Consider the following 16,490-nt stretch of genomic DNA (forward strand, 5'->3'; position numbering starts at 1 on the left):
ATTTAATTTCTGATTAAATCATCTAGTGCATTTTTAAGATTATTATACATGAAATTAAATCCTAGTGCTTCGAGTTTATTTGGTAATACCTTTTGTGTATCTAAAACAACGGTAGACATTTCACCAAGTACTAGTCTCATTGCAAAGCTTGGAACCCATGTTTCATGAGGTTTATGCATTGCACGAGCTAACGTATAACCGAATAAATTCTGACGTTCAGGTATTGGTGCAGTTAAGTTAAATGGGCCTTTGGCTTTGTCATTACCAATTGTAAATAATATTGCACGTGTTAAATCATCAATGTGAATCCATGAATACCATTGGAAACCAGATCCTAATTTACCACCGACATAAAATTGATAAGGTAATTTCATTGTTTGTAATGCGCCACCATCATTAGATAAAATCATTCCAAAGCGACCTAAAACGACTCTTGTTCCAAATGCTTCGAATTGCTTAGCAAATCTTTCCCATTGATAAACAATATCTGATAAAAAGTCAAACGGTAATGTTTTAAAAAGTTCTGTATAACTATGATGATAATTAGGTGGGTAATATCCCATAGCACTAGCATTAAATAATACTTCTGGCTTCTTTTCTCTTTCTTTAAATAATTCAAAAAGGGCTTGTGTAGATTGAATTCTGCTTAACATTAATGTTTGTTTGTAGTCTTTAGTCCAACGTTTATTAAGTGTTGCACCAGCTAGATTAATAACGATATCGATATCAGGCACTTTACTTTCCCAACCGTGTTTAGACCAATTCACATATGAAATCTGAGAATCGTTCGATTGTTCATCATGTCGAGTCAAAATAGTAATATGAGCGTTTGATTTCTTAATTTCATTCACTAAGTGTGAACCTACCATGCCAGTTCCACCAGTAATTAAATATTGTTTCATTATCTCACCTCAATAAAAAATTCTAACCTTATTAATAGTTAGTAGTGATTCTTATTATTCAAAATTTATCCAATTTTTAGCCAACAATATGTCAAATACTTTTTTATATTCGTATTTAAAAAAATTTCTGTTAAGTTATAATTGACTTGTACCTTCGGAAATTAATTAAACATCTCTTAATTAGTATGAGTATACCCCATAATATACTAGCGAAGGTAAATTTTGACTCCCTTTAGTAGTGGGCCCATGCGAGCAACGTATGGGTCTTTTTTTCTCTCTTTATTATTATTTTAAATGATTTTTACATCTTTTTACAGAAATAAACTTAATAAAAAATTGTGTGCATATTTATAATAGAAAAAATCATTTAATTGTTAAATGTTATTTTAAAGAAAAAACCAAATGAAAGTGAAAAGTATCAAAAAAACGATGATATAAAACCAGCTATTACTTAAGATGGGAGATTTATTTTGATGTTGATCATTACTTATCAACATCTTTTTTAATGTAATTTTGTGGTTATCATTAGTATGACTCTCTAAGTGATCTTCAATCATTTTCTTCATTATTATCACAAACCGTTCCTATTAAATTTATATTAAAAAAGTTTAAAATGGATGTTTCTTCTTCATTATGATGTTATCATAAATGAGATGAGATTAAGTAAATAGTAATTTGCTAATTCTATCGAAATTCTAAATATAAATTTTTGATGAATAAAACATAACGACAACTTAAGATATAAATTTATTTATAATAATATGATATTCCATGTTTAAAGTGAGGGAGAATATGTCAAAGCAAGATTTTAATGAGTACGACAATCAAGGTAAAAAAGGTATGAGTGGCATTGCGAAAATTATTAGTATCATTATCGTATTATTGCTACTAGGTGGTTTAACATTTGCTATATTTTCATTTGTAGATCATTCAAAGAAAGCTAATGAACGATTAAATAATGAGACGAAGCAAGAACAAAAAGATAAAAAAGACAAAGACGACAAAGATAAAAAAGAAAAATCGTCTGACAAAAAGTCTAATGAAAAGCAAAATACACAACAGCAACCATCACAACAACAGACGAGACAACAACCAACAACACAGCAACAACCTTCTACGCAACAACCCAAATCACAACAGCCTAAGACACAACAAAAACCAAAAGTAGATAATAAAACTAAAGAAGCACCAACTAAAGAAAAACCAAGTAAGCAAGAAAAGCCAAGCACTCAAGAGAAACCAAGTACCCAAGAAAAACCAAGCACGCAAGAGAAACCTAGCACACAACAAAAGCCAAGTACTCAAGAGAAACCAAGTTCACAACCTAAACCAAGTACTCAAGAAAAGCCAAGTGCCCAACAATCAACACAGAATAACTCAAATAATAATACGCAACGTAGTGCATCACAACAATCCAACAATAGTCAAAGTTCACAAAGTCAAAATAGTTCGTCTAACAATAAATCTGATGAATAAAAAATAAAAGGCCGATAAGGTATTTCGTACAATTGCGATTTGCAAGTTAATGTACTGACCTTATCGGCTTTTCTATTTTTAAAAGTAAGTAAATTCAGTACTGTGCCTCAAATACCATTTAAAATAACCAATAAATGAACATTGTGATTATAAGAGAAATGAGCATTAGTGTAGAGCAACCAATAGAACATCCACATCCCGTGTGTGTACATCCATATGTATAAACTTGATGATTGGATTTGTTATCGTCATAGCGATTTTGATGAAAATGTTCATCATCTTTATAACGTGGATCAGTTGGATCAATAACTTCTATTTTATTTTCCTCATCAGTACTCAAAATAAATTAAACCTTCTTTCAAAAAGAGTTGTCCTTATATTGATTATAAATGAAAAGCACAATGTTATAAAAGAATTGTTGCTTTATAAAGAGATGGTTAACTCGTAACATAAAGGGTAATATTATCAATGTGTAGAATAATATTTATCAATTTAATAGCGTACAACTAAAAGTTGATGAATAGCTTAAAATATCATGAATAAGTGATTGAATTCACGTAACCATACCTAAAGTAAATGAAATCGCTTTACACAATATTTGGAAAATTTTGAGCGGATTTACTTGCATTTTAATTCGCATAATAGTACTATTGCAATTGTAAAGAGGTTAGATTTTGTCCCACGTGGGACTTCAAACGTCAATCCTCTATGATTCAAGCAATATTGACTCATCCTTTAGAAATATACAAGGAGGAAAGAGTAGTGAAAGATTTGATCGAAATTCAACAACAACTTATTCCAGATTTGGTCGAAAAGATGTATCGTCGTTTTTCAATCTTAGCTACTATTTCTCAAAATGAGCCAGTTGGACGACGTAGTTTAAGTGAACATATGGATTTGACGGAAAGAGTTCTACGTTCTGAAACAGATTTGTTAAAAAAACAAGAACTAATCAAAGTTAAATCAACAGGAATGGAAATCACTGAAAAGGGTAAAGAGGTAATCAATCAATTAAATGATTATTTCAATCATTATTCAGATGATCACAAAATGGCTAACGCTATTAAAGAAAAGTACAACATAAAAGAAGTTCATGTTGTCCCTGGTGATTCAGACGAGAAACAATCAGTTAAAAGAGAAATGGGCAGACAGGCTGGCCAGTTATTAGAAAGTAGTTTATACGAAGATGCAATTGTGTCAGTAACTGGTGGTTCAACAATGGCTTATGTAAGTGAATCTATTCATTTACTACCATTTAATGTGTTTTTCGTACCTGCTCGTGGTGGTCTTGGTGAAAATATGGTATATCAAGCAAATACGATTGCATCAAGTATGGCACAACAAGCGGGTGGTTATTACACAACATTATATGTGCCTGATAACGTAAGTGAATCTACATATAATACATTAATGTTAGAACCTTCAGTCAGTCATACATTGGATAAAATTAAACAAGCGAATGTAACGATACATGGTATTGGTGATGCGCTGAAGATGGCGCATCGACGACAGTCACATAAAGATGTGATTGATAAGCTTCAACATCACCAAGCCGTGGGTGAAGCATTTGGTTATTATTTTGATGCTCAAGGTCATGTCGTCCACAAAGTAAAGACAATAGGATTACAATTAGAAGATCTTGAGTCCAAAGACTTTATCTATGCAGTGGCAGGTGGACAATCTAAGGGTGAAGCAATTAAAGCTTACTTAACCATTGCCCCTGACAACACAGTGTTAATCACTGATGAAGCTGCGGCGAAAGTAATATTAAATTAGGAATAAAAAGTTCAAAGCTTTTTAAATATCATTATTAAAGGAGGCCATTATAATGGCAGTAAAAGTAGCAATTAATGGTTTTGGTAGAATTGGTCGTTTAGCATTTAGAAGAATTCAAGACGTAGAAGGTTTAGAAGTAGTTGCAGTAAACGACTTAACTGATGACGATATGTTAGCACACTTATTAAAATATGACACTATGCAAGGTCGCTTCACTGGTGAAGTAGAAGTTATCGACGGTGGATTCCGTGTTAACGGTAAAGAAGTTAAATCATTCGATGAACCAGATGCAAGCAAATTACCTTGGAAAGACTTAGATATCGACGTAGTATTAGAATGTACTGGTTTCTATACTGACAAAGATAAAGCACAAGCTCATGTTGACGCAGGTGCTAAAAAAGTATTAATCTCAGCTCCAGCAACTGGTGACTTAAAAACAATCGTTTACAACACTAACCACGATGAATTAGATGGTTCTGAAACAGTAGTATCAGGTGCATCATGTACTACTAACTCATTAGCTCCTGTAGCTAAAGTGTTAAGTGATGAGTTCGGTTTAGTTGAAGGTTTAATGACAACTATCCACGCTTACACTGGTGACCAAAATACTCAAGATGCTCCACACAGAAAAGGCGACAAACGTCGTGCTCGTGCTGCAGCAGAAAACATCATCCCTAACTCAACTGGTGCTGCTAAAGCAATCGGTAAAGTAATTCCTGAAATCGACGGAAAATTAGACGGTGGTGCACAACGTGTTCCAGTTGCAACTGGTTCATTAACTGAATTAACAGTAGTATTAGAAAAAGACGTAACAGTTGAACAAGTTAACGAAGCAATGAAACAAGCTTCTGACGAATCATTCGGTTACACTGAAGACGAAATCGTATCTTCTGATGTAGTTGGTATGACTTACGGTTCATTATTCGATGCAACTCAAACTCGTGTAATGGCTGTTGGTGGTCGTCAATTAGTTAAAGTAGCTGCTTGGTACGACAATGAAATGTCATACACTGCTCAATTAGTACGTACTTTAAACAAATTAGCTGAGTTATCTAAATAATTAAAGCATAGTTAATTTAACTAGTGCTCTTAACTGTTAAATTTTATAATAAAGCTTATGAGTAAGCGGGGAGCACAAACGCTTCTCCGCTTATTTTTTAATATATGTTTTCCTAATTAAAGGAGGAAATGAAAATGGCTAAAAAAATAGTTTCTGATTTAGAACTTAAAGACAAAACGGTATTAGTTCGTGCGGACTTCAACGTACCATTAAAAGACGGTGAAATCACAAACGATAACCGTATTGTTCAAGCATTACCAACAATCAAATACATCATCGAACAAGGTGGTAAAGTTGTCTTATTCTCACACTTAGGTAAAGTGAAAGAAGAAAGCGACAAAGAATCATTAACTTTAAAACCTGTTGCAGATGACTTATCTAAAAAATTGGATAAAGACGTTGTATTTGTACCTGAAACTCGTGGCGAAAAATTAGAATCTGCAATCAAAGATCTTAAAGCTGGTGATGTATTATTAGTACAAAATACTCGTTTTGAAGATTTAGATGGTAAAAAAGAATCTAAAAATGACCCAGAATTAGGTAAATACTGGGCTTCATTAGGTGACGTATTTGTAAATGATGCATTCGGTACTGCTCACCGTGAACATGCTTCTAACGTAGGTATTTCTACTCATTTAGAAACTGCAGCTGGTTTCTTAATGGAAAAAGAAATTAAATTCATTGGTGGCGTAGTAAATGATCCACACAAACCAGTGGTAGCAATCCTTGGTGGTGCTAAAGTTTCTGATAAAATCGGTGTAATCAAAAACTTATTAAACATTGCTGATAAAATCCTTATCGGTGGTGGAATGGCTTATACATTCCTTAAAGCACAAGGTAAAGAAATTGGATTATCTTTATTAGAAGAAGACAAAATTGACTTTGCTAAAGAATTACTAGAAAGCAATGGAGACCAAATTGTATTACCTGTTGACGCTAAAGTAGCAAAAGAATTCTCAAATGATGCAGAAATCACTGAAGTATCAATTGATGATATTCCAAAAGACCAAGAAGCAATGGATGTTGGTCCTAAAACTGTTGAATTATTTAACAAAGAATTACAAGGTGCGCATACATTAGTATGGAATGGACCTATGGGTGTATTCGAATTTAGTAACTTTGCTCAAGGTACTATCGGTGTATGTGAGTCAATCGCTAACTTAAAAGATGCCGTGACAATTATCGGTGGTGGTGATTCTGCAGCAGCAGCAATCTCACTAGGATTCGAAGATAACTTCACTCACATTTCTACTGGTGGCGGTGCATCATTAGAATACTTAGAAGGTAAAGAATTACCTGGTATTAAAGCAATCAACAATAAATAATATCTATAAAATGTTGTGTTTTTCTCAGATATATTCGGGAAAACGAATGTTGAAAGATATATAGTATACCAATAAACATTAAAATATTAAGGAGTGTATTGAATGAGAACACCAATTATCGCAGGTAACTGGAAAATGAACAAAACAGTTCAAGAAGCTAAAGATTTCGTTAATGAATTATCAACATTACCTGATCCTAAAGAAGTTGAATCAGTAATTTGTGCACCAACAATTCAATTAGATGCATTAATCACAGCAGTTAAAGATGGTAAAGCTAAAGGCTTACAAATCGGTGCTCAAAATGCATATTTTGAAGATAATGGTGCTTTCACAGGAGAAACTTCTCCAGTAGCATTAGCTGATTTAGGCGTGAAATATGTTGTCATCGGACACTCTGAACGTCGTGACTTATTCCACGAAACAGACGAAGAAGTTAATAAAAAAGCGCACGCTATCTTCAATCACGGCATGACACCAATCATTTGTGTTGGTGAATCAGATGAAGAACGTGAAAGTGGTAAAGCTAATGAAGTTGTAGGTAACCAAGTTAAGAAAGCTGTTGAAGGTTTATCAAATGACCAACTTAAACAAGTTGTGATTGCATATGAACCAATTTGGGCTATCGGTACTGGTAAATCATCTACATCTGAAGATGCTAATGAAATGTGTGCACATGTTCGTAAAACAATTGCAGACTTATCAAGCCAAGATGTAGCTGATGCAACTCGTATTCAATATGGTGGTAGTGTTAAACCTAACAACATCAAAGAATATATGGCTCAATCAGATATCGACGGCGCATTAGTAGGCGGCGCTTCATTAAAAGTAGAAGATTTTGAACAATTGTTAGAAGGTGCAAAATAATTATGGCAAAACAACCAACTGCCTTAATCATTTTAGATGGTTTTGCAAATCGTGAAAGTGAACACGGTAACGCTGTAAAATTAGCAAACAAACCTAATTTTGATCGTTACTACAATAAATATCCAACTACTCAAATAGAGGCAAGTGGATTAGATGTTGGTCTTCCTGAAGGCCAAATGGGTAACTCTGAAGTAGGACACATGAATATTGGTGCTGGACGTATTGTTTATCAAAGTTTAACTCGTATTAACAAATCAATCGAAGACGGAGACTTCTTCGAAAATGATGTGTTAAATAACGCAGTAAAACATGTGAAAGACAACAATTCTGCATTACATGTATTCGGTTTACTATCAGATGGCGGTGTTCACAGTCATTATAAACACTTATTTGCTATTTTAGAATTAGCTAAAAAGCAAGGTGTTGAAAAAGTATATATACATGCATTTTTAGATGGACGTGACGTTGATCAAAAATCTGCAATTAAATATATCGAAGAAACAGAAGCTAAATTTAAAGAATTAGGTGTAGGCCAATTTGCTTCAGTATCTGGACGTTATTATGCAATGGACCGTGATAAACGTTGGGATCGTGAAGAAAAAGCTTACAACGCAATTCGTAATTTTGAAGGTCCTACATTCGCTACTGCTAAAGAAGGTGTAGAAGCGAACTATGATAAAGATTTAACAGATGAGTTTGTTGAACCATTTATCGTTGAAGGACAAAATGATGGCGTTAATGACGGAGATGCAGTTATTTTCTATAACTTCCGTCCAGACAGAGCTGCACAATTATCAGAAGTATTCACTAATAAAGCATTTGAAGGTTTCAAAGTAGAACGAGTTAATGACTTATTCTATGCTACATTTACAAAATACAACGATGACGTTGATGCTGAAGTTGTATTTGAAAAAGTAGATCTTAAAAATACAATTGGTGAAGTTGCTCAAGATAATAATCTTACACAATTACGTATTGCTGAGACTGAAAAATTCCCTCATGTCACTTACTTCATGAGTGGTGGTCGTAATGCTGAATTTGAAGGTGAACGTAGACGTTTAATCGATTCACCTAAAGTTGCAACTTATGACTTAAAACCAGAAATGAGCGCATATGAAGTAAAAGATGCCTTATTAGAAGAATTAGACAAAGGTGATTTAGATTTAATCTTATTAAACTTTGCTAATCCTGACATGGTTGGTCACAGTGGTATGTTAGAGCCAACAATCAAAGCTATCGAAGCTGTTGATGAATGTTTAGGTGAAGTTGTAGATAAAATTATCGATATGGGTGGTCATGCGATTATCACTGCAGACCATGGTAACTCTGACCAAGTCTTAACAGATGATGATCAACCAATGACTACACATACAACTAACCCAGTTCCAGTTATTGTTACAAAAGAAGGCGTAACTTTAAGAGAAACTGGTCGCTTAGGTGACTTAGCACCAACATTATTAGATTTATTAAATGTTCAACAACCTGAAGATATGACAGGTGAATCTTTAATTAATCATTAATTTATAGAAAATGTGTTTCAAATAAGGAATTAAGTTCCCTTGTTTGTTAACTTTTCGTTAACAACATGTATTATCATTTTATTAATTAAATAAATAAAGCTATAATAGCTTTAAATCATATATTTAAAGGAGAAATTAAACATGCCAATTATTACAGATGTTTACGCTCGCGAAGTCTTAGACTCACGTGGTAACCCAACAGTTGAGGTAGAAGTATTAACTGAAAGTGGCGCTTTCGGCCGTGCATTAGTACCATCAGGTGCTTCTACAGGTGAACACGAAGCAGTAGAATTACGTGACGGTGACAAATCACGTTACTTAGGTAAAGGTGTTACTAAAGCTGTTGAAAACGTAAATGAAATCATCGCACCAGAAATCGTTGAAGGTGAATTCTCAGTATTAGATCAAGTATCTATCGACAAAATGATGATTCAATTAGACGGTACTTCAAATAAAGGTAAATTAGGTGCTAACGCTATTTTAGGTGTATCAATTGCCGTAGCTAGAGCAGCAGCTGACTTATTAGGTCAACCTTTATACAAATACTTAGGTGGATTTAACGGTAAACAATTACCAGTTCCAATGATGAACATCGTTAACGGTGGTTCTCACTCAGATGCGCCAATCGCATTCCAAGAGTTCATGATTTTACCAGTAGGTGCTGAATCATTCAAAGAATCATTACGTTGGGGCGCTGAAATCTTCCATAACTTAAAATCAATTTTAAGTAAACGTGGATTAGAAACTGCAGTAGGTGACGAAGGTGGTTTCGCTCCTAAATTTGAAGGTACAGAAGATGCTGTAGAAACAATTATCCAAGCTATCGAAGCTGCTGGTTACAAACCAGGTGAAGAAGTATTCTTAGGATTTGACTGTGCTTCATCAGAATTCTACGAAAATGGTGTTTATGACTACACTAAATTCGAAGGTGAACATGGTGCTAAACGTAGCGCAGCTGAACAAGTTGACTACTTAGAACAATTAATTAACAAATACCCAATCATCACTATTGAAGACGGTATGGACGAAAACGACTGGGAAGGTTGGAAACAACTTACAGAACGTATCGGTGATAAAGTACAATTAGTTGGTGACGATTTATTCGTAACTAACACTGAAATCTTATCTAAAGGTATCGAACAAGGTATTGGTAACTCAATCTTAATCAAAGTTAACCAAATCGGTACTTTAACTGAAACATTCGATGCAATCGAAATGGCTCAAAAAGCTGGTTACACAGCAGTAGTTTCTCACCGTTCAGGTGAAACAGAAGATACAACAATTTCTGATATCGCTGTTGCTACAAACGCTGGTCAAATCAAAACTGGTTCATTATCAAGAACTGACCGTATTGCTAAATACAATCAATTATTACGTATTGAAGATGAATTATACGAAACTGCTAAATTTGATGGTATTAAATCATTCTACAATTTAGACAAATAAGTTTTGTTTTATCTTTAAAATTATTGAGTTCACGCTAAAAGTCTAGGATGTGCATCCTAGAAATATAACCCGTTACAGAGTTGAGGCTGTAACGGGTTTTTTATATGTTCATGCTATTGTGTCTAATCAATAAAATGTATATCAATAAGTATGATTTAACTTATATATACAAACTGGTATAATAATGTAAGTATTCAATTATAAAAGGAGAACGACAATGGCTGAAACAACAAAAAGAGAAGTCGTTACAGGTAATGTAATAGCTATCAGTTCACTTATATTTTTCATATTGTTAATCATTCATAATTTTATCGTGTTAGATGCTACAACTGTCAAAACACTGTTATCACTAGCAGGTCAAAAGACAACGACTAATTCAGTAAATCAAGTATTAAACAGTTTTAGATTTGACGGTGTCATGTATTTATTAGCTTATTTATCAGGTGTCATTGCATATTGGAATCGCCATCCTTATTTATGGTGGTTTATGTTTGCAGTATATATTTCGAATGCTTTCTTTACACTCGTCAATTTATACATGGTTGTACAAGCGATACTAGATGTTAAAAGTGTGATTGCCATATTACCAATTTTAATTGTAGTGATTGGTTCACTTATTTTAGCAGCTTATATGTTAGTCGTATCAATTAAGCGTAAAAGTACGTTCAATCGATAGAAGATTGATAAACAATACGAATGTGTGTTATAATTCGATTCGTATATAATGAATGGAGGACAATTTTTATGCATACATTTTTCGTCGTATTATTAATTATAGATTGTATTGCATTAGTGACTGTTGTATTACTCCAAGAAGGAAAAAGTAATGGACTTTCAGGTGCTATCAGTGGCGGCGCAGAACAGTTATTTGGTAAACAAAAACAACGTGGCGTCGATTTATTCTTGCATAGATTAACAATAATTTTATCTGTAATATTCTTTTTACTTATGATTGGCATAAGTTATCTTGGTTTATAAGGTCCGACGATGTTCATGTCGGGCTTTTTTATTTATAATAAAGAGAAAATGAATGGTAGAGATATTGACTAATAAAGGGAAGTCGTTTGATATAAAAATGGTTTATGAATACTTTTGGAAGAGGGATGAACATCATGCAAATTAAACTACCTAAGCCTTTCTTTTTCGAAGAGGGCAAGCGTGCAGTATTGTTATTACATGGATTTACAGGTAATTCTTCAGATGTAAGACAATTAGGCCGTTTCTTACAGAAAAAGGGCTATACATCTTATGCGCCACAATATGAGGGACATGCTGCACCACCTGAAGAGATATTAAAATCAAGTCCATACGTATGGTTTAAAGATGTCTTAGATGGCTATCAATATTTAGTTGATCAAGGATATGATGAAATCGCAGTTGCGGGATTATCATTAGGTGGCGTTTTTGCTCTAAAATTAAGCTTAAACAGAGATGTTAAGGGTATTATAACTATGTGCGCTCCTATGGATGATAAGTCATCGAGCACAATTTACGACGGGTTTTTAGAATATGCTAGAAATTTCAAGAAATATGAGGGTAAAGATCAAGCGACCATTGATCAAGAAATGGAACATTTCCATCCAACTGAAACACTTGAAGAATTAAGTGCTACAATGAAAGGCGTTAAAGATCAAGTGGATGAAGTGATGGACCCAATATTAGTTGTTCAAGCAGAACAAGATAAAATGATTGATCCTCAATCAGCAAATTATATATATGAAACTGTAGAATCTGATGATAAAGATATTAAATGGTATGCGAACTCAGGACATGTAATCACAATCGATAAAGAAAAAGAACAAGTCTTTGAGGATATATACGAATTTTTAGAATCATTAGATTGGTCAGAATAAAAATAAACAAGATAATTAGAAAGGAGGGGCATAATGAATTTAAAACAATCCATCGAAGAAATGATTAAACAACCTGACTACGAACCCATGTCAGTATCAGATTTTCAAGATGCGTTAGGTTTAAATAGTGCCGACTCATTCAGAGATTTAATAAAGGTGCTTGTTGAACTAGAACAAACTGGTTTGATTGAACGTACGAAGACAGATAGATATCAACGAAAGCAATCTAGTAAGTCAAAGTCGAAATTAGTAAGAGGAACGTTAAGTCAGAATAAAAAAGGATTTGCGTTCTTAAGACCAGAAGAAGAGGGTGTAGATGACATCTTCATCCCGCCAACAAAAATCAATAGAGCCTTAGATGGAGATACCGTCATTGTAGAAGTTCACAAAGGTAGAGGCGACTTTAAAGGCAAGACAGAAGGGGAAGTCAAATCCATCGAAAAACACTCTGTCACTCAAGTAGTAGGTACTTATAGTGAAGCGAAACATTTCGGGTTTGTCATTCCAGATGATAAACGTATTATGCAGGATATCTTTATTCCTAAGGGTCAAAGCTTAGGTGCAGTAGATGGTCATAAAGTATTAGTGCAAATCACTAAATATGCTGATGGTACAGATAACCCGGAAGGCCACATTTCAGCAATACTAGGCCATAAAAACGATCCTGGTGTAGATATTTTATCTATCATTTATCAACATGGTATTGAAATAGAATTCCCAGATAATGTACTTAAAGAAGCTGAAGATGTTCCTGATGAAATTGAACCTTCTGAAATCGAAGGACGTCATGATTTAAGAGACGAATTAACGATTACAATTGATGGCGCAGATGCTAAAGACTTAGATGACGCCATTAGCGTTAAAAAATTAAAAAATGGTAATACGGAATTAACTGTAAGTATTGCAGATGTTAGTTATTATGTAACTGAAGATTCAGCTTTAGATAAAGAGGCTTATGATAGAGCTACAAGCGTGTACTTAGTAGACAGAGTTATTCCAATGATTCCGCATAGATTAAGTAATGGTATTTGTTCATTAAATCCTGAAGTTGATCGTTTAACGTTAAGTTGTCGTATGGAAATCAATGCACGTGGTGAAGTAGTGAACCATGACATTTTTGATAGTGTCATCCATTCAAACTACAGAATGACTTATGATGCGGTTAACCAAATTATTACTGAACAAAATCCAGATGTGCGTCGTCAATATAGTGAAGTCACACCAATGCTTGACTTGGCACAAGATTTATCTAACCTTTTAGTAAATATGAGAAAACGTCGTGGTGAAATTGATTTCGACATTAACGAAGCGAAAGTACTTGTTAATGAAGATGGCATTCCAACAGATGTACAAGTGCGCGAACGTGGTGAAGGTGAACGTTTAATTGAGTCATTCATGTTAGCGGCTAATGAAACCGTAGCTGAACACTTTAATAAACTAGAAGTACCATTTATCTATCGTGTCCACGAACAACCTAAATCAGAACGTTTGAGACAGTTCTTTGACTTTATTACGAACTTTGGCATTATGATTAAAGGTACAGGCGAAGATATTCATCCGACAACGCTTCAAAATATTCAAGAAGAGGTTGAAGGACGACCAGAACAAATGGTTATCTCAACGATGATGTTACGTTCAATGCAACAAGCACATTATGATGATGTGAACTTAGGTCACTTTGGTCTATCTGCAGAGTATTACACACATTTCACATCACCTATACGTCGTTATCCGGATTTAACGGTACATCGTTTAATTCGTAAATACCTTATTGAACATTCAATGGATAAAAAGGAACAACATAAATGGGAAGATAAACTACCAGAACTAGCTGAACACACATCTCAACGTGAACGACGTGCGATTGAAGCAGAACGTGATACAGATGAGTTGAAGAAAGCTGAATATATGATTCAACACATTGGTGACGAATTCGAAGGTATCATTAGTTCTGTAGCTAATTTTGGTATGTTCATTGAATTACCAAATACTATTGAAGGTATGGTCCATATTTCAAATATGACCGATGATTATTATCAATTTGATGAACGTCAAATGGCATTAATTGGTGAACGCCAAGCCAAAGTGTTCCGTATCGGTGACGCTGTCAAAGTCAAAGTGACACATGTCGATGTGGATGAACGCATGATTGATTTCCAAATCGTAGGAATGCCATTACCTAAGAATGATAGAAGCCAACGACCAGCGCGTGGTAAGACCATTCAAGCAAAAACACGTGGTAAATCATTAGATAAATCAAAATCTGATGATAAAGGAAACGGTAAAAACAAACGTAAACAACGTAAAGGTAAAAATGCACGCCAACAAGATAAAAAAGGCAACACGAAGCATAAACCATTCTATAAAGATAAAAGCGTTAAGAAAAAATCACGTAAAAAGAAAAAATAAGCAGCAAAGAGGTGAGACAGAATGGCTAAGAAAAAATCACCAGGCACATTAGCTGAAAACCGTAAAGCAAGACATGATTATAATATAGAAGATACGATTGAAGCGGGGATTGTGTTACAAGGTACAGAAATTAAATCTATACGTAGAGGTAGCGCCAATCTTAAAGATAGCTATGCTCAAGTAAAACGTGGTGAAATCTATTTAAATAATATGCATATTGCGCCTTATGAAGAAGGTAACCGATTTAACCATGATCCATTGCGATCACGTAAGTTGCTCCTTCATAAAAGAGAAATTATTAAATTAGGTGACCGCACACGAGAAATTGGGTATTCTATTATTCCGCTAAAATTGTACTTAAAGCATGGTCAATGCAAAGTATTATTAGGTATTGCACGCGGTAAGAAAAAATATGACAAACGACAAGCTTTAAAAGAAAAAGCAGTCAAACGTGATATGGATCGCGCAGTAAAAGCCCGTTATTAAGCAATACTATTGCTTACACGGGCTACATTTGATATATTAATAAGTGCTTTGTTAGAAAAGTGGTCAAGTAAGAACATCTTATTTTAGGTGACTCAGGCGTTGTTCATCAAGTGCGAGTGACAATGATATTAATGATATGTTTGATTTCTACAAAGTACATTTTATTACGGGGACGTTTATGGATTCGACAGGGGTCCCCAGAGCTTATTAAGCGTGTCGGAGGGTTGTCTCCGTCACTAACACACTCAGTTTATAATAACTGGCAAATCAAACAATAATTTCGCAGTAGCTGCGTAATAGCACTCTGCATCGCCTAACAGCATCTCCTATGTGCTGTTAACGCGATTCAACCTAAGTAGGATATGCTAAACACTGCCGTTTGAAGTCTGTTTAGATGAAAACCAATCAAACTAGCATAATGTTGGTTGTTTATCACCTCTCATTATGCGAAACTCAATGATAAACTACACACGTAGAAAGATATGTATCAGGACCTCTGGACGCGGGTTCAAATCCCGCCGTCTCCATTATATAGCCTGCAACCCATGTGGTTGTGGGCTTTTTATTTTCGTTGCCACAGTATTGCCCCAGCACATAAAAACACTACCAATTTAATAAGCTATAGATATATATTGGGAATAATATAAAAACATTTTCGTTGAATTCATATTAAAATGGATCATGCGGAAGTGTTTTTTATTCTGAATCTTTAGGGACTGCACCATCTTTAGGCAGTCCAGTTTCAGGGTCTAATTGGTCGTTAGAATAAGATTTTTCGGAAGTAGGAACGCCTCCCATATCTCCATTAGGTATACCTGTATAGCCATTTTGTTTAGCAACTTTTGCATTAGCTTCCATTTGTTGTTTAGTTAAAGCCCTATTATTGTCTTGAGTCTGAACGTTTTGTTGTTGTGTCTGTTGATTAGTTTGTTCAGTAGATTGTTGTTGATTAGTATTCTGTTCAACAGATTGGTTTAGTGCTTCTTCTTTAGATTGCATTTTATGTTCTTTCTTCTTATCCTTCTTACTTTGTTTATCTTTCTTTGGATCATTAGATTTTTTATCAGACTTAGTTTCTGATTTTTTATTTTCGTCTTTCATTGCTTTGTCATTATTTTGACCACATGCAGTTAGTAAAACTGTTGCTGATAATAATGCAGCTCCTAATAATTTAAAATTCATGCTATTAATATCCTTTCATATGTTATATTTAATTTAATATTACAATTTAATTCCAAAATATTTAATTAAGTAAATGTTATTAAAGGTAATAATAAATATTGATTCTAAAGTAATTGTTGACAAAAAGCTAAGCTGAACGGATTTTATAAAAGTTGGATAAGCATTAATCGAATACTGATTTTCATGTTTGG

Annotated in this window: 15 protein-coding genes and 1 other RNA gene; 13 read left to right on the forward strand and 3 right to left on the reverse strand. The window is 34.1% G+C overall.

Translation table 11 applies throughout. From position 1 onward, the window contains the following. Window positions 1-2: 2 nt before the first annotated feature. Window positions 3-902 carry a TIGR01777 family oxidoreductase gene (locus tag ACZ267_RS08155; protein ID WP_002466713.1) on the reverse strand — a complete coding sequence of 300 codons (900 nt, stop codon included), beginning with the start codon at window positions 900-902 and terminating at the stop codon, window positions 3-5. Between the two features lie 792 nt (window positions 903-1,694). Here ACZ267_RS08155 and ACZ267_RS08160 point away from each other — a divergent pair. Beyond that, on the forward strand, window positions 1,695-2,378 hold the full coding sequence (locus ACZ267_RS08160) for a DUF4887 domain-containing protein (RefSeq protein WP_002466709.1): 684 nt from the start codon (window positions 1,695-1,697) through the stop codon (window positions 2,376-2,378). A gap of 118 nt (window positions 2,379-2,496) precedes the next feature. Here the strand turns inward: ACZ267_RS08160 and ACZ267_RS08165 are convergent, their stop codons facing one another. Then, window positions 2,497-2,718, reverse strand: a complete 222-nt coding sequence (locus ACZ267_RS08165; protein WP_002466717.1) for a hypothetical protein — start codon at window positions 2,716-2,718, stop codon at window positions 2,497-2,499. 422 nt (window positions 2,719-3,140) lie between these two features. On the opposite strand from ACZ267_RS08165, the gene ACZ267_RS08170 reads away from it, so the two are divergent. From ACZ267_RS08170 to ssrA, 12 genes are all read left to right on the forward strand, one after another. Further along, window positions 3,141-4,154, forward strand: a complete 1,014-nt coding sequence (locus ACZ267_RS08170) for a sugar-binding transcriptional regulator (protein WP_002466710.1) — start codon at window positions 3,141-3,143, stop codon at window positions 4,152-4,154. A 52-nt stretch (window positions 4,155-4,206) separates the two neighbouring features. Next, a complete protein-coding gene (gene gap, locus ACZ267_RS08175) occupies window positions 4,207-5,214 on the forward strand; it encodes a type I glyceraldehyde-3-phosphate dehydrogenase (RefSeq protein WP_002450898.1) in 1,008 nt (335 codons plus the stop codon). A gap of 134 nt (window positions 5,215-5,348) precedes the next feature. Then, window positions 5,349-6,539 carry a phosphoglycerate kinase gene (locus ACZ267_RS08180; RefSeq protein WP_031463920.1) on the forward strand — a complete coding sequence of 397 codons (1,191 nt, stop codon included), beginning with the start codon at window positions 5,349-5,351 and terminating at the stop codon, window positions 6,537-6,539. A gap of 102 nt (window positions 6,540-6,641) precedes the next feature. After that, on the forward strand, window positions 6,642-7,403 hold the full coding sequence (gene tpiA, locus ACZ267_RS08185) for a triose-phosphate isomerase (protein WP_015365264.1): 762 nt from the start codon (window positions 6,642-6,644) through the stop codon (window positions 7,401-7,403). A 2-nt stretch (window positions 7,404-7,405) separates the two neighbouring features. Then, entirely contained in the window at window positions 7,406-8,923 is a 1,518-nt protein-coding gene (gene gpmI, locus ACZ267_RS08190; protein ID WP_058714625.1) for a 2,3-bisphosphoglycerate-independent phosphoglycerate mutase, read from the forward strand. A 141-nt stretch (window positions 8,924-9,064) separates the two neighbouring features. Then, the gene (gene eno / locus ACZ267_RS08195; RefSeq protein WP_002450894.1) at window positions 9,065-10,369 is read left to right on the forward strand and encodes a surface-displayed alpha-enolase; all 1,305 of its coding nucleotides are present in this window, start codon (window positions 9,065-9,067) and stop codon (window positions 10,367-10,369) included. Window positions 10,370-10,586: 217 nt separating this feature from the next. Then, entirely contained in the window at window positions 10,587-11,045 is a 459-nt protein-coding gene (locus tag ACZ267_RS08200; protein WP_002450893.1) for a hypothetical protein, read from the forward strand. A gap of 68 nt (window positions 11,046-11,113) precedes the next feature. Beyond that, entirely contained in the window at window positions 11,114-11,347 is a 234-nt protein-coding gene (secG, locus tag ACZ267_RS08205; protein ID WP_002450892.1) for a preprotein translocase subunit SecG, read from the forward strand. Between the two features lie 134 nt (window positions 11,348-11,481). Beyond that, window positions 11,482-12,222: an alpha/beta hydrolase gene (locus tag ACZ267_RS08210; protein ID WP_015365262.1), complete on the forward strand. Its 741-nt coding sequence runs from the start codon at window positions 11,482-11,484 to the stop codon at window positions 12,220-12,222. 33 nt (window positions 12,223-12,255) lie between these two features. Further along, entirely contained in the window at window positions 12,256-14,631 is a 2,376-nt protein-coding gene (rnr, locus tag ACZ267_RS08215) for a ribonuclease R (protein WP_079449043.1), read from the forward strand. A 21-nt stretch (window positions 14,632-14,652) separates the two neighbouring features. After that, window positions 14,653-15,117, forward strand: coding sequence for an SsrA-binding protein SmpB (smpB, locus tag ACZ267_RS08220; RefSeq protein ID WP_002466079.1), 465 nt, complete (start codon window positions 14,653-14,655; stop codon window positions 15,115-15,117). Between the two features lie 168 nt (window positions 15,118-15,285). Next, window positions 15,286-15,647, forward strand: a transfer-messenger RNA (tmRNA) gene (gene ssrA, locus ACZ267_RS08225). Between the two features lie 166 nt (window positions 15,648-15,813). Here the strand turns inward: ssrA and ACZ267_RS08230 are convergent. After that, entirely contained in the window at window positions 15,814-16,299 is a 486-nt protein-coding gene (locus ACZ267_RS08230) for a hypothetical protein (RefSeq protein ID WP_015365260.1), read from the reverse strand. Window positions 16,300-16,490 lie beyond the last annotated feature (191 nt).

Source organism: Staphylococcus sp. AC872, assembly GCF_979255425.1.